General features: G+C 72.0%; 13 protein-coding genes, 1 tRNA gene and 1 rRNA gene. 2 read left to right on the top strand and 13 right to left on the bottom strand.

Annotated features, from left to right (window positions below):
- Nucleotides 1-843 carry a DNA-formamidopyrimidine glycosylase family protein gene (locus VM636_RS07900; protein WP_338484159.1) on the top strand — a complete coding sequence of 281 codons (843 nt, stop codon included), beginning with the start codon at nucleotides 1-3 and terminating at the stop codon, nucleotides 841-843.
- Nucleotides 844-854: 11 nt separating this feature from the next.
- On the opposite strand, the gene VM636_RS07905 is transcribed toward VM636_RS07900, so the two are convergent.
- The 10 genes from VM636_RS07905 to VM636_RS07950 all read right to left on the bottom strand — a co-directional run bounded on the left by VM636_RS07905 (nucleotide 855) and on the right by VM636_RS07950 (nucleotide 16001).
- The gene (locus tag VM636_RS07905; RefSeq protein ID WP_338484162.1) at nucleotides 855-1217 is read right to left on the bottom strand and encodes a hypothetical protein; all 363 of its coding nucleotides are present in this window, start codon (nucleotides 1215-1217) and stop codon (nucleotides 855-857) included.
- Nucleotides 1214-1684: a DNA starvation/stationary phase protection protein gene (locus tag VM636_RS07910; RefSeq protein ID WP_030421202.1), complete on the bottom strand. Its 471-nt coding sequence runs from the start codon at nucleotides 1682-1684 to the stop codon at nucleotides 1214-1216. Before VM636_RS07910 ends, VM636_RS07905 begins: the two co-directional genes overlap by 4 nt.
- 210 nt (nucleotides 1685-1894) lie before the next feature.
- Nucleotides 1895-2275, bottom strand: coding sequence for a helix-turn-helix transcriptional regulator (locus VM636_RS07915; RefSeq protein WP_030421201.1), 381 nt, complete (start codon nucleotides 2273-2275; stop codon nucleotides 1895-1897).
- A 109-nt stretch (nucleotides 2276-2384) separates the two neighbouring features.
- Nucleotides 2385-2942, bottom strand: coding sequence for a CinA family protein (locus tag VM636_RS07920; RefSeq protein ID WP_030421200.1), 558 nt, complete (start codon nucleotides 2940-2942; stop codon nucleotides 2385-2387).
- Nucleotides 2939-3856 carry a CDP-diacylglycerol--glycerol-3-phosphate 3-phosphatidyltransferase gene (pgsA, locus tag VM636_RS07925; protein ID WP_030421199.1) on the bottom strand — a complete coding sequence of 306 codons (918 nt, stop codon included), beginning with the start codon at nucleotides 3854-3856 and terminating at the stop codon, nucleotides 2939-2941. Before pgsA ends, VM636_RS07920 begins: the two co-directional genes overlap by 4 nt.
- A complete protein-coding gene (rimO, locus tag VM636_RS07930) occupies nucleotides 3853-5325 on the bottom strand; it encodes a 30S ribosomal protein S12 methylthiotransferase RimO (RefSeq protein WP_053914387.1) in 1473 nt (490 codons plus the stop codon). Before rimO ends, pgsA begins: the two co-directional genes overlap by 4 nt.
- Before the next feature lie 162 nt (nucleotides 5326-5487).
- Complete coding sequence (locus VM636_RS07935) at nucleotides 5488-6321, bottom strand: helix-turn-helix domain-containing protein (protein WP_030421197.1); 834 nt, start codon at nucleotides 6319-6321, stop codon at nucleotides 5488-5490.
- A 261-nt stretch (nucleotides 6322-6582) separates the two neighbouring features.
- Entirely contained in the window at nucleotides 6583-9321 is a 2739-nt protein-coding gene (locus VM636_RS07940; RefSeq protein ID WP_199825509.1) for a DNA translocase FtsK, read from the bottom strand.
- A 164-nt stretch (nucleotides 9322-9485) separates the two neighbouring features.
- Nucleotides 9486-10163 carry a response regulator gene (locus tag VM636_RS07945; RefSeq protein ID WP_030421195.1) on the bottom strand — a complete coding sequence of 226 codons (678 nt, stop codon included), beginning with the start codon at nucleotides 10161-10163 and terminating at the stop codon, nucleotides 9486-9488.
- Nucleotides 10164-10517: 354 nt separating this feature from the next.
- A complete protein-coding gene (locus tag VM636_RS07950; RefSeq protein ID WP_030421194.1) occupies nucleotides 10518-16001 on the bottom strand; it encodes a HAMP domain-containing protein in 5484 nt (1827 codons plus the stop codon).
- Nucleotides 16002-16397: 396 nt separating this feature from the next.
- Here VM636_RS07950 and VM636_RS07955 point away from each other — a divergent pair, with 396 nt between their 5' ends.
- Entirely contained in the window at nucleotides 16398-19151 is a 2754-nt protein-coding gene (locus VM636_RS07955) for a SpoIIE family protein phosphatase (RefSeq protein WP_030421193.1), read from the top strand.
- Between the two features lie 58 nt (nucleotides 19152-19209).
- Here VM636_RS07955 and VM636_RS07960 read toward each other — a convergent pair.
- The 3 genes from VM636_RS07960 to rrf form a co-directional block, all read right to left on the bottom strand.
- Nucleotides 19210-19282, bottom strand: a tRNA-Thr gene (locus VM636_RS07960).
- Nucleotides 19283-19359: 77 nt separating this feature from the next.
- Nucleotides 19360-20040 carry a DegT/DnrJ/EryC1/StrS family aminotransferase gene (locus tag VM636_RS07965; protein ID WP_338484169.1) on the bottom strand — a complete coding sequence of 227 codons (681 nt, stop codon included), beginning with the start codon at nucleotides 20038-20040 and terminating at the stop codon, nucleotides 19360-19362.
- A 99-nt stretch (nucleotides 20041-20139) separates the two neighbouring features.
- Nucleotides 20140-20256: ribosomal RNA gene (gene rrf, locus VM636_RS07970) — 5S ribosomal RNA — on the bottom strand.
- Nucleotides 20257-20308 lie beyond the last annotated feature (52 nt).

The following is a 20308-nucleotide window of genomic DNA, read 5'->3' on the forward strand; positions in this document are numbered from 1 at the left end:
ATGCCCGAAGGAGACACGGTCCGGCAGGCCGCCCGCCGTCTGCACGAGGCACTGGCGGGCGGCGAGCTGATCCGCGGCGACCTGCGCGTGCCCCGGTACGCCACGGCCGACCTCACCGGGCGCCGGGTCCTGGACGTCACCGCGCGCGGCAAGCACCTGCTCACCCGGATCGAGGGCGGGCTGACCCTGCACTCGCACCTCGGGATGGACGGTGCCTGGAAGGTGTACGCCCCCGGACGACGCTGGAGCGGCGGACCGGCACACCGGATCCGCGCGATCCTCGGCACTCCCGACCGCACCGCCGTCGGCTACCGCCTGCCCGTGCTGGAACTGCTGCGCACCGCCGACGAGGACCGGGCCGTCGGCCACCTCGGCCCCGATCTGCTCGGCCCCGACTGGGACCCCGCGCAGGCCCTCGCCAACCTGCGCGCCGATCCGTCCCGCCCCCTCGGGGAGGCCCTGCTCGACCAGCGCAACCTGGCGGGCGTCGGCAATGTCTACAAGAGCGAGCTGTGCTTCCTGCTCGGCGTCACGCCCTGGCTGCCCGTCGGTGAGCTGCCCGCCGGGCTCGCCGAGAGTGTCCCGCTCCTCGCGCACCGGCTGCTGGAGGCCAACCGCGACCGCCCGGTGCGTCGCACCACTCCCCTGCGCGGCCAGGACCTCTTCGTCTACGGCCGCGCCCCGCGGCCCTGCGCGCGCTGCGGCACGTCCGTCCGGGTGGCCGACCAGGGCGACGGCTCGCGCGAGCGCCCCACGTACTGGTGCCCGGTCTGCCAGCGGGGCCCCGCCCCACGGCCCCGGACCCGCCGCCCCCGTGGCCCCGGCACCGCACGAGGCACCTGACCCCGGCGGCCTCAGCCCTGCGCCCCGCCGTCCTCGGGCACCGCACCACTCCCCGGCACCGCCCCGCCGCCACCGCCCGAGCCCGGCCGTGGTCCCGCGCCACCACCCTCGGCGCGCGAGCACAGCCCCGGCCGGGCCCCCGGTGCCGCGCCCGACCGCCAGGCCCGCCGCCACCGCCCCGTGGCCAGCGCGCCCACCGCCTGCGCCTTCGGCACGCAGTGGACAGGCAGCACGCTCAGCCCCCACCCACCGGTCGCGACCGCTCCTTCCAGCACCCCGGCGTCGGCAGCGAACGCGAGACGCAGCACCGCCCACCACCACAGGGCACCGCCGGTCAGCGCGGCGGCACGGCGCAGGCCGCGCGCGGGGGTCATCCGTTCGCGGCCTGGAACATCCAATGCTGCTTCTCGAGGTCCGCCGTGACCTGGATGAAGATGTCCTGGCTCACCGGGTCGGGCTCCCCGGTCGCCGCGATCCGCTCCCGCATCCGGTCGATGACCGCGCCCAGCGCCTCCACGATGGTCCCGACCGCGGCGGTGTCGTCGACCCAGCCCTCCGGGGTGACCCCGATGCCGCTGCCGACGGCCACGGTGGCGGCCCGGCCGTCGGGCGAGACGCCGAGGGCGGAGGCGCGCTCCGCGACGGTGTCGGAGTGGGCGCGCGCGGTGGCGACGACCTCGTCGAGTTGCAGGTGCACGGATCGGAACCGCTGCCCGACCACGTTCCAGTGGATCTGCTTCGCCACCAGGGACAGGTCCACCAGGTCGACGAGGGCCCCTTGCAGGGCCTCGGACACGGTCTTCAGGTTCGCGTCGGACAACGGGCTCTTCACGACGTACATGGGCACACCTCCGCCGGTTCGCCCCCCGCCACTGTGTCCCTCCACGATGACCGCAGCGCAGGGGACCGGCAACCGGCACCCGCGGCGCGGGGAGGGCGCGGGCACGCAAAAACCCCGACCGCACCTCTCCGGTTCTCCCGGAGAACCCCGGCCGGGGCCTCACACGTGCCGGACGGACGGCGGGCCGTCCCGCGCGCACGCGCTCGACGATCAGGCGGCGACGACGTCCACGGCCTCGGCGGGCGCCTTGATGGTCACCCGCTCCGGCGGCACACCGGTCACCGACACGGGGCCCAGCATCGGACGCACCGGGGCGGGCACGGTCTCACTGGGCGTGGCGGCGGCGGACTGGGCCAGCTCGGCGAGGGCGAGTTCGTCGCTGACCTCGCGCATCAGCTCGGACATCCGCACGTCCAGCGCGTCGCAGATGGCGGAGAGCAGTTCGGAGGAAGCCTCCTTCTGCCCCCGCTCCACCTCGGAGAGGTAGCCGAGCGAGACACGGGCGGACGAGGAGACTTCACGCAGGGTACGGCCCTGACGCTGGCGCTGCCGACGCAGCACGTCACCCAGCAGGCGACGGAGCAGAATCATCGGTGGCTCCCTCCTCGGGCCGCGTAACCGCATCCTTCTCGCCCCACCGTACCGCCTCGCGCAGCGGCCGTGCGGGGAGCGATGTCGTGTTCTCTCTGGGCTGTAAACATCAAAACCCCCCGTTCCGTTCCGTATCCTGTGCCCGCTCGTTCCCGGTCTGTTCGCCCGCCAGCTCCGTGAGGAGAAGGGCGAGCACGCTCCGTACGCTCTCCATACGAATTTCCGCGCGGTTGCCGTTCAACCGCAGCTCCTCCACTTTTCCGCCAGAGGCGGAACCCTCATTCGTCCCGAATGATCCGCCGGCCGGCCCCTCGACGGCCACGTAGACCGTGCCGACCGGCTGTCCGTCCTGGGGGTCCGGGCCGGCGACGCCCGTCGTGGCCAGGCCCCAGTCGGCACCGAGCAGCCGCCGTACGCCTGCCGCCATCTGGGCGGCGACCTGCGGGTCCACCGCTCCCCGCTGGGCGAGCAGTTCGGCGTCGACGCCGAGCAGGTCCCGCTTCAGCTCCGTCGCGTAGGGGGTGACCGCGCCCCGGAAGACCCGGGAGGCGCCCGGCACGTCCGTGATCCCCGCCGCCACCAGGCCGCCCGTGAGCGACTCCGCGACCGCGAGGGTCCGGCCCTGCGCCGTGAGCAGCCGCACCACTTCCGCGGCCGGTGAACTCACCCGTCCGTCTCCTTCAACGCCGCCGCGCGCTCGGCGATTCCCCGCCGGCGCAGCAGGACCGCCTGCCGTACGTAGTCCAGTCCGGTGGCCACCGTGAGCACCACGGCGGCGGCCATCACCCAGAACCTCAGGGTGGCCAGGGGTCCCGTGAGCGCCAGCACGTACATGCCGACGGCCACGCCCTGGGTGAGGGTCTTCAGCTTGCCGCCCCGGCTCGCCGGGATGACGCCGTACCGGATGACGAGGAAACGCAGGAGGGTGATCCCGAGTTCCCGGCCGAGGATGACCGCCGTCACCCACCACGGCAGATCGCCGAGGGCGGAGAGGCAGATCAGTGCCGCGCCCATGATCGCCTTGTCGGCGATGGGGTCGGCGATCTTCCCGAAGTCGGTGACGAGGTTGTAGGTGCGTGCCAGGTGCCCGTCGAACAGGTCGGTGATCATGGCGACGGCGAAGGCCGCCCAGGCGAACGAGCGCCAGGCCGGGTCGAAGCCGCCGTTGCCGAGCATGAGCGCGACGAAGGCCGGTACGAGGAGCAGCCGGAGCATGGTCAGGAAGTTGGCGATGTTCCAGACGCTGGCCTGGTTGACCGCGGCGGCCGTGATCTTCGCGCCGCGTCCGGCGGCACCGCCCTCGGCCGTCCCCCGCCCGGCCCCGCCGTCCTCGGACACGCCCGGCCCGGCGGCACCGTCCTCGGCCCGGCCCAGGGGGCCGCGGTCCGGTGAGCCACGGTCCGCGGTCCTCCGCCGCGGGGTCCCCCGGTCCGCGGACCCGCGCTCTGGCGACCCGCGCCCGGGGCCGCCGCCGGGGGCGTGCGCCGCGGCGGTGCCCTCGGCCGCGCGCGCCACCGCGCGCGGACCGGTCCCGCGCGCCCCGGGGGAGCCCCCCGCGGCGGACGCCGGCACTCCGGTCATCTGCCCGCCTCCTCGCTCCGCCCGGATGAACCGTGCAGCGGCTCGGCCACCAGGTCGACACCCTCCGTGCCGACCACCTTCGCGTCGACCATACGGCCGACCCGCAGGCCCTCGCCGCTCGTGAGGAGCACCTGGCCATCCGTCTCGGGGGCCTGGTGGGCGGCGCGGCCGTGCACGCCCTCCTCCTCGTCGACGGATTCCACCAGCACGCGGACGGTCTCCCCGACGCGGTCCTCGGCGCGCTGCGAGACGAGTTCCTCGGCCAGCCGGGAGACCCGGTCCAGGCGTTCGGCGACGACGTCGGCGTCGAGCTTGTCGTCGTAGGTGGCCGCCTCCGTGCCCTCCTCGTCGGAGTAGCCGAAGACGCCGATGGCGTCGAGCCGCGCGTGGTCGAGGAACCGCTCCAGTTCGGCGAGGTCGTCGTCGGACTCGCCGGGGAAGCCGACGATGAAGTTGGAGCGCACGCCGGCCTCGGGGGCCTTGCTCCGGATGGTGTCGAGCAGTTCGAGGAAGCGGTCGGTGTCGCCGAAGCGGCGCATCGCCCGCAGCACGCCGGGCGCGGAGTGCTGGAAGGACAGGTCGAAGTAGGGCGCGACCTTCGGCGTGGAGGTCAGCACCTCGATGAGGCCGGGGCGCATCTCCGCGGGCTGGAGGTAGCTGACGCGCACTCGTTCGATGCCGTCGACCTCGGCCAGTTCGGGCAGCAGGGACTCCAGCAGGCGGATGTCGCCGAGGTCCTTGCCGTAGGAGGTGTTGTTCTCGGAGACCAGCATGATCTCCCGGACGCCCTGTCCGGCCAGCCAGCGGGTCTCGTTGAGCACGTCGCTGGGGCGGCGCGAGATGAAGGAGCCGCGGAAGGAGGGGATGGCGCAGAAGGAACAGCGCCGGTCGCAGCCGGAGGCGAGCTTCACCGAGGCGACCGGGGCGCCGTCGAGCCGGCGGCGCAGGGGCGCGCGGGGGCCGGAGGCGGGGGCGAGGCCGTCGGGGAGGTCGGCGGGGGCGTGTCCGGGCAGCGCGACGGCGGCGCCGGCCTCCTGGCGTTCGGCGGGGCTGATGGGGAGCAGCTTGCGTCGGTCGCGGGGGGTGTGGGCGGCGTGGATGCCGCCTCCCAGGATGGTCCGCAGCCGGTCGGAGATGTCGGCGTAGTCGTCGAAGCCGAGCACGCCGTCGGCCTCGGGGAGGGCCTCGGCCAGTTCCTTGCCGTAGCGTTCGGCCATGCAGCCCACGGCCACCACGGCCTGGGTCCTGCCGTGGCCCTTGAGGTCGTTGGCCTCCAGGAGGGCGTCGACGGAGTCCTTCTTGGCGGCCTCGACGAAGCCGCACGTGTTCACGACGGCGACGTCCGCTTCCTCGGCGTCCTCGACGAGCTTCCAGCCGTCCGCCTCCAGACGGCCTGCCAGCTCCTCCGAGTCCACCTCGTTACGGGCGCAGCCAAGGGTGACGAGTGCGACGGTACGGCTTTCAGGCATGCGCTCAAGACTACTTCGTCCGGCCGACGCCCCACGTCGACGGGGGCGTGGCCCGCCCGTCGCCCCCGTGTGCCCCCTCCGTGGCAGCCGCCCCGCCGCGCACGCCCGGGGAGGGCGGTGCCGGGTACCGTCCCGCCTCACCGGCCGGGCGGTGAAGGCGGCTCAGCCGACCTGCGGGTCGCCCTTGGTGTAGGTCAGCCGCTCCACGGCGCCGGGCTGGAAGTCGTCGTCGATCTTCTTGCCGTTGACGTAGAGCTGGATCGCGCCGGCGTCGCCGAGGACGAGGTCGACCTTCTCGCTGTCCTGGAAGGTCTTGGAGTCGCCCTGCTGGAGCAGACCGTCGAAGAGCAGCCGGCCGTTGTGGTCCTTGGCCGAGATCCAGCTCCGGCCCTCGGCGGCGCTGACCTGGACGGTCACCTTGTCGCGGGGGGCCGCGGCGATGGCGCTGTCGCTCGGTTCCGGGCGGGGTTCGGCGGGCGTGGCCGACGGCGAGGGCGCGGTGGCCTCGGCGCTGGGCTGGGCGCCCTCGGCGACGCTGGCCTCGGAGCCGCCGCCGTCGCCGCCCTTGACGACCGTGAAGCCGACGAACCCGACCACGGCGACGATGGCGGCGACCATGGCGGCGGTCCAGTTGGGGCCGCGCCGCTCGGGACGGATGCGTTCCGCCTCGAACAGGGGTGCGGCGGAGGTCGGGGCCGGGCGTCCGCCGTGGTCGGCGTCGAACCGTGCCACCAGGCCGGCCGGGTCCAGCCCGACCGCCTTGGCCAGCGTCCTGATGTGGCCGCGGGCGTACACGTCGCCGCCGCAGGGCGTGAAGTCGTCGGCCTCGATGGCGTGCACGATCGCGATGCGGACACGGGTGGCGGTGCTGACGTCGTCGACGGTCATCCCGGCGTCGACGCGCGCCCGTCGCAGGGCACTGCCGACGGAGGGGCGGTCTGCGCCGGAAACGTCTTCGAAGGGACGCTCGTTTTCAGGGGAGTTGCCGTTGGACACGGGGGCGCCTTTCGAGCGTATAGCCGCCTGTGCTGGGGATTCAGTCTAGGGGGGGTGCAAATGGGTGGGGCAACCGGGCGGTGCGCTGCGTACGCCATCGGAATGGGCCCCGCACCCCGATGGTCGACTACCTCTTTGTGGCTTCCCTCACGTTGACGTAGATCATGGGGAAACGGTTGCTCAATGATCGCTAACGGGTGAGTCACGATCGGCCGGACGGCCGCCCGGGGCCGCCGGACGGCGGACCCCGACGTACCGTGCCTACCCTTCAGACTCCCCCCGGATCACGGCGAGCACGCCCTCCAGTTCGTCGGGCTTCACGAGAACGTCACGCGCCTTGGACCCCTCGCTCGGTCCCACGATGCTCCGCGACTCCATGAGGTCCATGAGCCGGCCCGCCTTGGCGAAGCCGACGCGCAGCTTGCGCTGGAGCATGGAGGTCGAGCCGAACTGGGTGGAGACGACCAGCTCGGCGGCCTGGCAGAGCAGGTCGAGGTCGTCGCCGATGTCCTCGTCGATCTCCTTCTTCTGCTGGGTGCCGACGACCACGTCGTCCCGGAAGACGGGCGTCATCTGGTCCTTGCAGTGCCGGACCACCGCCGCGACCTCCTCCTCGGTCACGAAGGCGCCCTGCATGCGGGTCGGCTTGTTCGCGCCCATCGGCAGGAACAGTCCGTCGCCCTTGCCGATCAGCTTCTCGGCGCCGGGCTGGTCGAGGATGACCCGCGAGTCCGCGAGGGAGGAGGTGGCGAACGCGAGCCGGGAGGGCACGTTCGCCTTGATCAGGCCGGTGACGACGTCGACGGAGGGCCGCTGGGTGGCGAGCACCAGGTGGATGCCGGCGGCGCGCGCGAGCTGCGTGATGCGGACGATGGCGTCCTCGACGTCCCGGGGGGCGACCATCATCAGGTCGGCCAGCTCGTCCACGATCACCAGCAGGTACGGGTACGGCTGGAGTTCGCGTTCGCTGCCCTCGGGCGGGGTGACCTTGCCCTCGCGCACGGCGCGGTTGAAGTCGTCGATGTGCCGGTAGCCGTAGGCGGCGAGGTCGTCGTAGCGCAGGTCCATCTCGCGCACGACCCACTGGAGGGCCTCGGCGGCCCGCTTGGGGTTGGTGATGATCGGCGTGATCAGGTGCGGGATGCCCTCGTACGCGGTCAGCTCGACGCGCTTGGGGTCGACGAGGATCATCCGTACGTCCTCGGGCGTCGCCCGCATCATCACCGACGTGATCAGGCAGTTGATGCAGGACGACTTGCCGGAGCCGGTGGCGCCGGCGACCAGCATGTGCGGCATCTTCGCCAGGGAGTGCATGACGTAGCCGCCCTCGACGTCCTTGCCGAAGGCGACCAGCATCGGATCGTCGTCCTCGGCGGACTCGGCGAGCCGCAGCACGTCCCCGAGGTTCACCATCTCCCGGTCGGTGTTGGGGATCTCGATGCCCACCGCGGACTTGCCGGGGATCGGACTGATGATCCGCACGTCGGGGCTGGCGACGGCGTACGCGATGTTCTTGGTCAGGGCGGTGATCCGCTCGACCTTCACGGCGGGGCCGAGTTCGACCTCGTAGCGCGTGACCGTCGGGCCGCGGGTGAAGCCGGTGACCCGGGCGTCGACCTTGAACTCGGTGAAGACGGTGGTCAGCGAGTCGACCACGGCGTCGTTGGCGGCGCTGCGCGCCTTGCCGGGCCCGCCGCGGGTGAGCAGGTCGAGGGAGGGCAGCGAGTAGGTGATGTCGCCGGAGAGCTGGAGCTGCTCGGCGCGCGGCGGAAGTTCCCGTTCCTGCGGACGCGGGTCCTTGGTGAGGTCGGGGACGGGGGTCCGGCCCGACTGCCCCGCGGGCGGCTCCTGGCGGAGCTTGCCCGGCTGGGGGCGGGCGGCCGGCACCGGGGTCGGCGTGGTCGGCTCGCGGTCGCCGGGGGTGACGCCCTGGGTGAGGTCGGCGACCAGCGGCGAGGGCGGCATCCCGTGCAGCACGGCGCCGTCCAGCGCGGCGGCCGCGGCGGCGGCCACGTCCACGGCGTCCAGCGACCGGCCCGGGTCGGGCTGCGGCGCGGCGGACCGGCGGGACCCGCGGCGGCGCCGTTCCAGGGCCTCCTGCTCGGCGGCGTCGGGGTCGTGCGGGTCGGCGCCCCGGCCCCGCCCGCGGGAACGCTCGGGCAGCGCCTCGCGCCACTGCTCCTCGTACCGTTCGTCGTCGTCGGTGAAGGCGCCGGCCTCCGCCTGCGGGTCGTGCAGCAGGCCGAGGCGCACACCGAGCGCCCGCAGTCGCTGCGGGACGGCGTTGACCGGGGTGGCGGTGACGACCAGCAGGCCGAAGACGGTGAGCAGCACGAGCAGCGGCACCGCGAGGACGTCGGTCATCATGAACGACAGCGGGGTCGCCGCGCCCCAGCCGATGAGGCCGCCGGCGTCCCTTATCGCCTGCATCCCGGCGCTGCGGGCCGGCGAGCCGCAGGCGATGTGCACCTGCCCGAGCACGCCGACGACCAGCGCGGACAGGCCGATCACGATCCGGCCGTTGGCCTCCGGCTGTTCCGGGTGGCGGATGAGGCGCACGGCCATGCCGCCCAGCAGCAGCGGCACCAGCAGGTCGAGCCGGCCGAAGGCGCCGGTCACCAGGATCTCGACGAGATCGCCGACCGGGCCCCTGAGGTCGGCCCAGGTGCCGGCCGCGACGATGAGGGTGAGACCGAGCAGCAGCAGCGCCACGCCGTCCTTGCGGTGGGCGGGGTCCAGGTTCCGGGCGCCCTGTCCTATGCCGCGGAAGACGGCGCCGACGGCGTGCGCGAGCCCCAGCCAGAGGGCGCGCGCGAGCCGGTAGACGCCCCCGGTCGGACTGGGCGCCGGCTTGGGCGCGGCCTTCTTCGCGGGCGCCCGCTTGGCCGGTGCCTTCTTGGCGGGCGCCTTCTTCGCGGCGGCCTTCCTCGCCGGAGCCTTCGAGGGAGCCGCCGCCTTCCTGGCGGGCTGCTTCTTGGCTGCGGAGGGACGTGAGGCCATGGGTGTGAGGTTACCGGGGGAGACGCCGGTCGACACGTGTGCCCACCGCTTCACCCGATCGTGTCGTCCCGCCAGAGCTGTGGAAGTGACAGCTCCGGTACGGGGGTTGACGGGGCCTCACGGGCCGCCACGCCGGGCGGGTCCGGCGCCTTCGCGGGGCGGGGTCAGTTCGCCCCGTTCCGGGCGCCGGAGGAGCCCGGCTCCAGGGCGTCCAGGGCCCGCCGCAAACCGGTGAGCTTGCGCTCCAGATGGGCCGCCGTCGCCACCGCCGCCGCGTCCGTCGACTCGTCACCGAGCTGCTTGGACAGCGCCTCCGCCTGCTCCTCGACGGCCGCCAGCCGCGCCGACAGCTCGGCGATCAGACCCGCCGGCTCCTTGGCCTCGCCGCCGCCCGCGGCCTTGCCGCTGCCCTCCAACTGCAGGCGCAGCAGCGCCGCCTGCTCCCGGAGCTGGCAGTTCTTCATGTACAGCTCGACGAAGACCGACACCTTCGCGCGCAGCACCCACGGGTCGAACGGCTTGGAGATGTAGTCCACCGCGCCCGCCGCGTACCCGCGGAAGGTGTGGTGGGGCCCGTGGTTGATCGCGGTGAGGAAGATGATCGGGATGTCCCGGGTCCGTTCCCGGCGCTTGATGTGGGCGGCGGTCTCGAAACCGTCCATGCCCGGCATCTGCACATCCAGCAGAATCACCGCGAAGTCGTCCGTGAGCAGTGCTTTGAGCGCTTCCTCCCCGGACGATGCCCGGACCAGCGTCTGATCGAGCGCCGAGAGGATCGCCTCCAGCGCCAGCAGATTCTCCGGCCGGTCATCGACCAGGAGGATCTTGGCCTTCTGCACCATGGCCCGCCCTCCTCGCCCCGGCGTGGGGCCTCCCCAGTCCGCAGGACTTGGGGCAGCACCGGCGGGTGCCGCCCCGGGGGACGACTCCCTTGCGCCGCCCGTCCTCGTGCCGGTCATCGTAGCCGCACCCCGCCTGTCGCCACACCCTGTCACCGCGATGTCACCGTGCACACAGCAAGAACGCGGCCGAAGCCGAGAAGGTTCCCCGGAACCCGTGTCATCACACGGCTTCGCGCACATCCGCACGCCAACCCGCACAGGTCCCGCCGGTTCCCGTCACGCTCCCGCCTCCACCGTCGCACACCCTCCCACGAGCGGACGGGCGGCACCCGCGCGCCGCCCGTCCGCCCCGGCTCAGCCCTGGCGCATCCACTGCGCCATCACCGTCAGCAGATGATCCGGGTCGACCGGTTTGGTCACGTAGTCGGAGGCGCCCGACTCCAGGGCCTTCTCCCGGTCGCCCTTCATCGCCTTGGCCGTCAGCGCCACGATCGGCAGCCCGGCGAACTGCGGCATCCGCCGGATCGCCGTGGTCGTCGCGTACCCGTCCATCTCCGGCATCATGATGTCCATCAGCACCACGGCCACGTCCTCGTACTGCTCCAGCACCTCGATGCCCTCGCGGCCGTTCTCCGCGTAGAGCACGGTCAGCCCGTGCTGCTCCAGGACGCTGGTGAGCGCGAACACGTTGCGGATGTCGTCGTCGACGATGAGCACCTTCTCGCCGCCGAACCGGATGGACCGCCGCGCACGCGTCTCCTCCCGGTCACCGGCCGGACGCGCCTCCGGCGCCGCCGGCCGCTCGCCGGCCTCCTCCGGCAGGGCCCGGCGGTGCCGGAACAGCGCCGTCCCGGACCGCGGGTCCCGGTACGGCATCGTCTCCACCGGCGTGCCCGGCTCGGCCTCCCCCTCCGGCAGCGCGGCCGCGGCGCCCGCGGACGCCACCAGCTCACCCGTCACCGTCGACGGCGGCGGCATGGGCGGCTGGTAACCGTGCGCCGGCAGCTCACCGGGGTGCAGCGGCAGGTACAGGGTGAACGTCGACCCCCGGCCCGGCTCGCTCTGCGCGTGGATCTCACCGCCCAGGAGCTGCGCGATCTCCCGCGAGATGGAGAGCCCGAGGCCCGTACCGCCGTACTTGCGGCTGGTCGTGCCGTCGGCCTGCTTGAACGCCTCGAAGATCACCCGCATCTTGCTCGCCGCGATCCCGATGCCGGTGTCGCTCACCGAGAACGCGATCAGCTCGGCGTCCGGGTCGGTCATCGAACCGGCCTCCAGCAACTGCTCCCGGATCGCCTGCGGCACATCGTCACGCGCGGGGCGGATGACCAGTTCGACCGCACCCGAATCGGTGAACTTCACCGCGTTGGACAGCAGGTTGCGCAGCACCTGGAGCAGCCGCTGCTCATCGGTGTGGAGCGTGGCCGGCAGCTCCGGCGAGACCCGCACCGACAGGTCGAGCCCCTTCTCCGCGGTCAGCGGGCGGAAGGTGGCCTCCACGTAGTCGACGAGCTGGACCAGCGCGATCCGCGTCGGCGACACGTCCATCTTGCCCGCCTCGACCTTCGACAGGTCGAGGATGTCGTTGATGAGCTGGAGCAGGTCCGAACCGGCCCCGTGGATCGTCTCCGCGAACTCGACCTGCTTCGGGGTGAGGTTCGCGTCCGCGTTGTCGGCGAGCAGCTTCGCCAGGATCAGCAGCGAGTTGAGCGGTGTCCGCAGCTCGTGCGACATGTTGGCGAGGAACTCGCTCTTGTAGCGCATGGAGACCGCGAGCTGCTCGGCCCGCTCCTCCAGCACCTGCCGCGCCTCCTCGATCTCGGTGTTCTTGACCTCGATGTCGCGGTTCTGCTGCGCCAGCAGCTCGGCCTTCTCCTCCAGTTCGGCGTTGGACGACTGGAGCGCCTTCTGCCGCTGCTCCAGCTCCTCCGACCGGTCCCGCAGTTGCTCGGTCAGCTCCTGCGACTGCTTCAGCAACACCTCCGTCTTGGTGTTGACGGAGATCGTGTTGACGCTGGTGGCGATCATCTCGGCGATCTGGTTCAGGAAGTCCTTGCGGATCTGCGTGAACTCCGTGAAGGAGGCCAGCTCGATCACGCCCAGCACCTTCCCCTCGAAGAGCACCGGGAGGACGATCACCTGGGCCGGCGGGGCCTCCCCCAGCCCCGAGGAGATCTTCAGGTAGCCGCTCGGCGCGTTCTCCACCAGGATCGTGCGCTTCTCCTGGGCGGCCGTCCCCACCAGCGCCTCCCCCGGCCGGAAGGACGTCGGCATCGACCCCATCGAGTAGCCGTACGATCCGAGCATCCGCAGCTCGTACGCGTCCTCGTCCTCACCGGCCGGCTCCTGGCCCTCCGCCAGCGGCATGGCCAGGAAGAACGCCCCGTGCTGCGCGGCCACCACCGGCGTCAGCTCGCTCATGATCAGCGAGGCGACGTCCTGGAGGTCGCGGCGGCCCTGCATCAGCGCCGAGATCCGGGCCAGATTGCCCTTCAGCCAGTCCTGCTCCTTGTTGGCGATCGTGGTGTCGCGCAGGTTGGCGATCATCTTGTTGATGTAGTCCTGCAGCTCCTGGATCTCACCGGAGGCATCCACGTCGATCTTGAGGTTCAGGTCGCCGCGGGTCACCGCGGTCGCCACCCGCGCGATGGCGCGCACCTGCCGGGTCAGGTTCCCGGCCATCTCGTTCACCGACTCGGTCAGGTCGCGCCAGGTGCCGTCCACGTCCCGTACCCGGGCCTGACCGCCGAGCTGGCCCTCCGTGCCCACCTCGCGGGCGACCCGGGTGACCTCCTCCGCGAACGAGGAGAGCTGGTCGACCATCGTGTTGATCGTGGTCTTCAGCTCCAGGATCTCGCCGCGCGCGTCGATGTCGATCTTCTTGGTCAGGTCGCCCTTGGCGATCGCCGTCGTGACCATGGCGATGTTGCGCACCTGACCCGTCAGGTTGGACGCCATCTGGTTCACCGACTCGGTGAGGTCCTTCCAGGTGCCCGACACCCCCGGCACGTGCGCCTGCCCGCCCAGGATGCCGTCGGTGCCCACCTCGCGGGCCACCTTGGTCACCTGCTCGGCGAACGAGCTGAGCGTCTTGACCATCGTGTTGAACGTCTCCGCGAGCTGCGCCACCTCGCCGCGCGCCTCGATCGTCACCGTCCGCGTCAGGTCGCCGTTGGCCACCGCCGCGGCGACCTGGGAGATGTTCCGCACCTGGACGGTGAGGTTCTTCGCCATCAGGTTGACGTTGTCGCTCAGGTCCTTCCAGATGCCGACCACACCGGGCACGTGCGCCTGACCGCCCAGGATGCCCTCCGTGCCCACCTCGCGCGCCACCCGCGTGACCTGCTCGGCGAACGAGGAGAGCTGGTCGACCATGGTGTTGACGGTGGTGACCAGTTCGAGGATCTCGCCCTTGGCGTCGACGGTGATCTTCTTCGACAGGTCGCCCTTGGCCACCGCGGTCGTGACCTCGGCGATGTTGCGGACCTGCATGGTCAGGTTGTTGGCCATGCCGTTGACGGACTGCGTGAGGTCCTTCCAGGTGCCGGAGACGCCCTGCACCTCCGCCTGGCCGCCGAGGATGCCCTCGGTTCCCACCTCACGGGCCACGCGCGTGACCTCCTGGGCGAACGACGAGAGCTGGTCGACCATCGTGTTCAGCGTGTTCTTGAGCTCCAGGATCTCCCCGCGCGCGTCCACGGTGATCTTCTGGGACAGGTCACCGCGCGCCACCGCGGTGGCGACCTGCGCGATGTTGCGCACCTGCGCCGTCAGGTTCCCGGCCATGCCGTTCACCGAGTCGGTCAGGTCCCGCCACACCCCGGCGACCCCGGGCACCTGCGCCTGCCCGCCCAGCCGGCCCTCCGTACCCACCTCGCGGGCGACCCGCGTGACCTGGTCGGCGAAGGCGGAGAGCTGGTCGACCATCGTGTTGATGGTGTTCTTCAGCTCCAGGATCTCCCCGCGCGCGTCCACGTCGATCTTCTGCGACAGGTCACCGCGCGCCACAGCCGTCGTCACCTGGGCGATCTGACGCACCTGGGAGGTGAGATTGCCGGCCATGAAGTTGACGGAGTCGGTCAGCTCCTTCCAGGTGCCCGACACGCCGTCCACGCGCGCCTGCCCGCCGAGCCGGCCCTCCGTGCCCACGTCCCGGGCCATCCGGGTCACCTGGTCGGCGAAGCTGGAGAGCTGGTCCACCATCGTGTTCACGGTGTTCTTGAGCTGGAGCATCTCGCCCGACACGTCCACGGTGACCTTCTGCGACAGGTCGCCGTTGGCCACCGCCGTCGTCACCTGCGCGATGTTGCGCACCTGACCGGTGAGGTTGCGGAACGCCGTGTTGACCGAGTCCGTCAGGTCCTTCCAGGTGCCCGCCGCGCCCGGCACCTGCGCCTGCCCGCCCAGCTCGCCCTCGACACCGACCTCCCGGGCCACCCGCGTGACCTCGGCACCGAAGGCGGAGAGCTGGTCCACCATGGTGTTGACGGTGTTCTTCAGCTCCAGCATCTCCCCGGCCACGTCGACCGTGACCTTCTGCGACAGATCGCCGTTGGCCACCGCCGTCGTCACCGCGGCGATGTCCCTGACCTGGGTCGTCAGGTTCCGGAAGACCGTGTTGACCGAGTCCGTCAGGTCCTTCCAGATGCCGGCCGCGCCCGGCACGTTCGCCTGCCCGCCGAGCTGTCCCTCGCCACCGACCTCGTTGGCCACGCGCGTGACCTCGTCCGCGAAGATCCGCAGCGTCTCCGTCATCTGGTTGACGGTCTCGGCGAGCTGGGCGACCTCGCCGCGGGCCGGGACGGTCACCTTCCGGGACAGGTCGCCGTTGGCGACCGCCGTGGTCACCTCGGAGATCCCGCGCACCTGGGCGGTGAGGTTGCCCGCCATCGTGTTGACGGAGTCGGTCAGCTCCTTCCACACGCCGGCCACCCCGGACACCTGGGCCTGTCCGCCCAGCTCGCCCTCGGTGCCGACCTCCCGGGCGACGCGCGTCACCTCGGAGGAGAAGGCGAGGAGCTGGTCGACCATCGTGTTGACGGTGTTCTTCAGCTCCAGCATCTCGCCGGCCACGTGCACCGTGACCTTCCGGGACAGATCGCCCTTGGCCACGGCCGTGGTGACCAGCGCGATGTCCCGCACCTGCGCCGTCAGCCGGTACGCCATCGTGTTGACGGAGTCCGTGAGGTCCTTCCAGGACCCGGACATGCCGCGCACCTGCGCCTGACCGCCGAGCTTGCCCTCGGTGCCGACCTCGCTGGCCACCCGCGTGACCTCGTCCGTGAACGTCGACAACTGGTCGACGAGGTTGTTCACGGTCCGCCCGACCTTCAGGAACTCCCCGCGCAGCGGGTGCCCCGTGCCCTCCGCAGGCTGCGTCCGCAGCTCCATGCGGGGCGACAGGTCACCGTCCGCCACCGCCGACAGCACCCGGCTGACCTCGGACACCGGCCGCACCAGATCGTCGACGAGCGCGTTGGAGTGGTCGATCGCCGCGGCCCAGGAACCCTCGCAGGCCCCCGTCTCCAGCCGCTCCGTGAGCTTGCCCTCCCGGCCGACGACCCGCCGTACCCGCGACAACTCGCCGGTGAGGTGCAGATTGCGGTCGGCCACCTCGTTGAAGACCGCCGCGATCTCCGCCATCACACCGTCGCCGGAGACCGTGAGGCGCTTGCGGAAGTTTCCCTCCCGCATCGACACCAGCGCCGTCAGGAGCCGGTTCAGCGCCGCGGTGTCCACCGTCGTGGTGCCGCCCCCTCGGGGCTTGCCCTGCTTGCTCGGGGACTGTCCGCCCTTCGCGCGCGTCTTCGTGGTCCGCGTCGCCGCGCCAGACTCCACTGTGTCCCTCCCGCAGGGGTTCGACCGTCACTGCTGTACCCGGTACCACCGCCTGGTGGACCGGTTTCCGCCACGTGCTGTGTACTTTCCGTGTGCTCCGGCCGTCCCCGCCGGGCGCCTCCCGGACCGCTGTCCGGGGCGCTCGGCGGCCGTACGGCCTCCCCCCACCATCACATGGAGCCTGCCCAGTGTTTCACCCCGGCCGAACCCGGCCATAACAGTTCGGCAGCTTCGCACATCGTCCGCACACCCTCGGAGCGGAAACACCGCGGACCGGCCTCCGGTCGGACGGCGAAGGTAAGTAACCTTGCATCGGGCTGTCCAGCCGTGCCGGGGTCCGTCCGGCCTGGGCGGCGACACGGACGACGAGCGGGCATCGGAGGGGCGGCCGGAGAGATGACCACCGGACTGATCCCGGGGGAACAGCCCCCGGACCCCGGGCCCACGAGCGGCCTGCCGCGGCAGCGGCGCGAGCCGGCCGTCGACGAGCCCGGCAACGGGGAGAGAGGGTCGAGGGATTCTGTGATCACCGCGCGCGCGGCCGCCGGCTTCGAGCCGGTCGGACGATCGGTGGCGAGCGCCCGTTCCTTCGTGCGGGACACCCTCCAGGGCTGGGGGCACGCCGACATCGTCGACGACGCGGTGGTGCTCACCAGCGAACTGGTCACCAACGCCGTCGTCCACGCGGGCACCGCCGCCGACGTGACGTGCCTGCGCAGCGACGAGGGCGTGCGGATCGAGGTGGCCGACCGGTATCCGGAACGGGAGGTCCCGGTCCAGGGCTCGCTCGCCACCATGGGCAGCCCGGACCGCGAGGGCGGACGCGGCCTCCAGCTCTGCGCCGCGCTCGCCACCCGCTGGGGGGTCGAGTACACGCCCACGCACAAGACCGTCTGGTTCCAGCTCGACCTCCCCGAACGCTCGGTCGGCACCCGCACCGCCGGCCCCTGCCTCCCCACCGACCTGCTGCCCCTCGCCGACGGCCGGGTCCGCGTCGCCGTGGTGCAGATCGACCGCTCCGGCGCGATCACGTCCTGGAACGAGGACGCCGAGGAGTTGTTCGGCTACCCGGCCGACCAGGTCACCGGCAAGCCGCTCACCGACCTCGCCGCCTGGCCGCACACCCCGGGCACCGCCACCGGCATCGCCGAGGCCCTGCGGCTCTCCCGCTGGGAGGGCAGCTACGGCATCCGTGCCGCCGACGGCCGTGTCACCCCGGTCTACGCCTCCCACCTGCGGGTCCGCGACACCGGCGGCGAGCCGTCCACGGTGTGCCTGCTGGTGCGCGACCACGAGCGGGCCGTCCTGCAGACCCCGCCGCGCGGCGCCGCCCCGGACGCCTCCACCGCCTCCGAGGGGCAGAGCGCGGACCCGTTCGAGGTCTTCATCGGCTCCCCCGCCCCGGACGACCTCGACGGTCTCCTGCAACGCACCGTCGAGCGGGCCCGCGACATGCTCGACGGCGACGCCGCCTTCCTGCTGCTCGCCACGGACGACGAGACCGAGCTGGAGGTGCGCGCCTCGACCGGCCTGCCCTCGGCCCGCCAGCGCTTCGCCCGCGTCCCCGTCGAGGCCGGCCCGGGGCGCTACGGCTCGGCCCGTATGCCCGCCGTCCACGACGACCTGACCTCCGCACCGGGCGCCGTCCCACTGCTCGACGCCACCGGCATGCGCTCGGTCGTCACGGTCCCGCTCAAGGTCGAGGGCCGTCTCACCGGCTCCCTCGGCGTCGCCGCGGAGGGGCCGGGCCGCTACTCCAACGAGGAGGCGCTGCGCCTGCAGTTCGCCGCGGACCGCATCGCCCTCGCCGTGGAGTCCGCCCGCCTCGGAGAGCTGGAGCGCCTGCGCCGGGGCTCGCTCAGCTTCCTCGTCGAGGCGTCCGACCTGCTCGCCGGCACCCTCGACCGCGACCAGACGCTGGCGCTGATGGCCCAGATGACGGTGCCGACACTGGCCACCTGGTGCGCCGTCTACACGATCGCCGACCAGGCTTCGGAGCCGTACCTGTCCTACGTGCTGCACGAGGACGAGGAGTTGATCGACGGCATCAAGTCGCTGCTGTCGAAGGTGGCCCCGCCCGATCCCGTGCCGACGCCCGGAGCCCGGGTGTGGACGGCGCCCGGCGAGATGGCCCACCAGGCGGCGCTGCGCACCTCCATGCGCTCGCTGGGTCTGAGCGGCGGCCCGACGCGGCGGGTGAGTTCCGGGATCGGCCCGACGCTGGCCACGGCGTCCGCGGTCGGCGGGGAGACCGTGGTGCTCCCGCTGGTGGCCCGCAACCGCGTCATCGGCATGCTGACACTGGGCAAGCCGGCCGACGAGCACTTCCGCCAGGAGATCCTGGAGCTGGCCGAGGACCTGTCCCGCCGTGCCGCCCTGGCCCTGGACAACGCCCGTCTCTACTCGGAGCGCACGGCCATCAGCCAGTCGCTCCAGCGCAGCCTGCTGCCGCCCGAGTTGCCCGTCGTCGACGGGGTAGAGGTCGAGGTGATCTACCGCGCCGCCGGTGAGGGCAACGAGGTCGGCGGTGACTTCTACGACCTCTTCCCGATCAGCGACGGCGCGTACGGCTTCGCCATCGGCGACGTGTGCGGCACCGGCCCGAACGCGGCGGCCGTGACCGGCCTGGCCCGGCACGCGCTGCGCCTGCTGGCGCGGGAGGGGCTGAGCGGCCCGGCGGTCCTGGAGCGCCTCAACTCCGCCATCCTGGACGAGGGCGCCCGCAGCCGCTTCCTGACGCTGCTCTACGGGGAGATGCGTCCGCAGGAGGACGGCGGCGCGGAGTTGAAGGTGGTCTGCGCGGGCCATCCGCTGCCCCTGCGGCTGCGCCAGGACGGCACGGTCGAGCCGGCCGCCGAACCGCAGCCGCTGCTCGGTGTCCTGGAGGATCTGGAGCTGTACGAGCAGACGGTCATGCTGGACCCGGGGGACGTGCTGCTGTGCGTCACGGACGGCGTCACCGAACGCCGTGAGGGCACACGGATGTTGGGCGACGACGGTCTGGCGGACGTCCTGACCACGTGCACGGGTCTGACGGCGGGCGCGGTGGCGGCGCGGATCATGCGCGCGGTGGAGCGCTTCGCGTCGGACGCCCCGTCGGACGACATGGCGATCCTGGCGATGCGGGTGCCGGAGCCGCACGCGGACTGACGCCTCGCGTCATGGCATGCGAAAGGCCCCACCCGATCGGGTGGGGCCTTTGTCACGGAGCCCCCAAACGGAATCGAACCGTTGACCTTCTCCTTACCATGGAGACGCTCTGCCGACTGAGCTATAGGGGCCTGTCACCTGGGGGGTTTCCCCCGTGGCAACGGAATAGATCATACCCCGAACCGGCGGGTGGTCCCAACCACGGGTGTCAGTGGGCGGGCTGGAGGAGTCCGCCGAGGGCGTTGCACGCGGAGACGATCCGCTGCATGTCCCGCTTGGTCAGCCAGGCGTCCACGGGCAGCGCCAGTGTCTCGTCCGCGGCGCGCTCGGTCTCGGGCAGGTGGACGTGGCGGCGGAAGCCGGGTGTGCGGTGCACGGGTGTGGTGACGGGGACGTGGCAGGCGACGCCCCGGTCGCGTACGGCTCGTGCGAAGGCGTCGCGGTCGGGCCGCCCGTTGCCGGGGACCCGCACCACGTACTGCTGGTAGGTGTGCCCGCCGGCGCCGTCGGGGGTGCGGACGCCCTTCAACTTGCCGTCGAGGTAGGCGGCCCGCTGCCGGCGCTGGGCGACTTCGTCATGGGGCGGCGCGGCGGGTTCGGCACGTTCCAGGATCAGAAGGCCGTGCCGTCGGCCCAGGGCGTGCAGCGGGGCCGTGTCGGCGGGCCGTCCGAAGCGGTGCACGGTGATGACCGCCGCGGTCCGCTCCGTCAGTACGGCCGCCACGGAGGGGCCGTCTATGCAGTACGTGTGGGGGTCTATGTCGGCGAACACGGGCCGTGCGCCGGTGTCGTGTACGGCGGTGGCCATCTCGATGTTGCCGAAGGCGGGGACGACGACCTCGTCGCCGGTGCCTATGCCGGCGGCCCTGAGGAGTGCAGCGGTACCCATGCTGGGAGGGTGTCCGCACGATGTGAACGTCAAGTGACGTGAAAAGAAAAAGGGTTGGACCCGGAACCGAAGTTCGGGGTCCAACCCTTTTCAATGATTGTTCGGCGGCGTCCTACTCTCCCACAGGGTCCCCCCTGCAGTACCATCGGCGCAGTAGAGCTTAGCTTCCGGGTTCGGAATGTAACCGGGCGTTTCCCCTACGCTATAACCACCGAAACACTATAAAACCCAGCCAACAAAGACTGTTCGTGGTTTCAGAACCAACACA

This window comes from Streptomyces sp. SCSIO 75703, from assembly GCF_036607905.1.
GTDB lineage: Bacteria > Actinomycetota > Actinomycetes > Streptomycetales > Streptomycetaceae > Streptomyces.

What these genes read in the sequence shown, in the direction of transcription:
- VM636_RS07905 (WP_338484162.1), bottom strand. Translation starts at nt 1,217, where the DNA reads ATGACCCCCGCGCGCGGCCTGCGCCGTGCCGCCGCGCTGACCGGCGGT.
- VM636_RS07945 (WP_030421195.1), bottom strand. Translation starts at nt 10,163, where the DNA reads ATGGTGCAGAAGGCCAAGATCCTCCTGGTCGATGACCGGCCGGAGAAT.
- VM636_RS07965 (WP_338484169.1), bottom strand. Translation starts at nt 20,040, where the DNA reads ATGGGTACCGCTGCACTCCTCAGGGCCGCCGGCATAGGCACCGGCGAC.
- VM636_RS07940 (WP_199825509.1), bottom strand. Translation starts at nt 9,321, where the DNA reads ATGGCCTCACGTCCCTCCGCAGCCAAGAAGCAGCCCGCCAGGAAGGCG.
- VM636_RS07915 (WP_030421201.1), bottom strand. Translation starts at nt 2,275, where the DNA reads ATGATTCTGCTCCGTCGCCTGCTGGGTGACGTGCTGCGTCGGCAGCGC.
- rimO (WP_053914387.1), bottom strand. Translation starts at nt 5,325, where the DNA reads ATGCCTGAAAGCCGTACCGTCGCACTCGTCACCCTTGGCTGCGCCCGT.
- VM636_RS07900 (WP_338484159.1), top strand. Translation starts at nt 1, where the DNA reads ATGCCCGAAGGAGACACGGTCCGGCAGGCCGCCCGCCGTCTGCACGAG.
- VM636_RS07910 (WP_030421202.1), bottom strand. Translation starts at nt 1,684, where the DNA reads ATGTACGTCGTGAAGAGCCCGTTGTCCGACGCGAACCTGAAGACCGTG.
- VM636_RS07955 (WP_030421193.1), top strand. Translation starts at nt 16,398, where the DNA reads ATGACCACCGGACTGATCCCGGGGGAACAGCCCCCGGACCCCGGGCCC.
- pgsA (WP_030421199.1), bottom strand. Translation starts at nt 3,856, where the DNA reads ATGACCGGAGTGCCGGCGTCCGCCGCGGGGGGCTCCCCCGGGGCGCGC.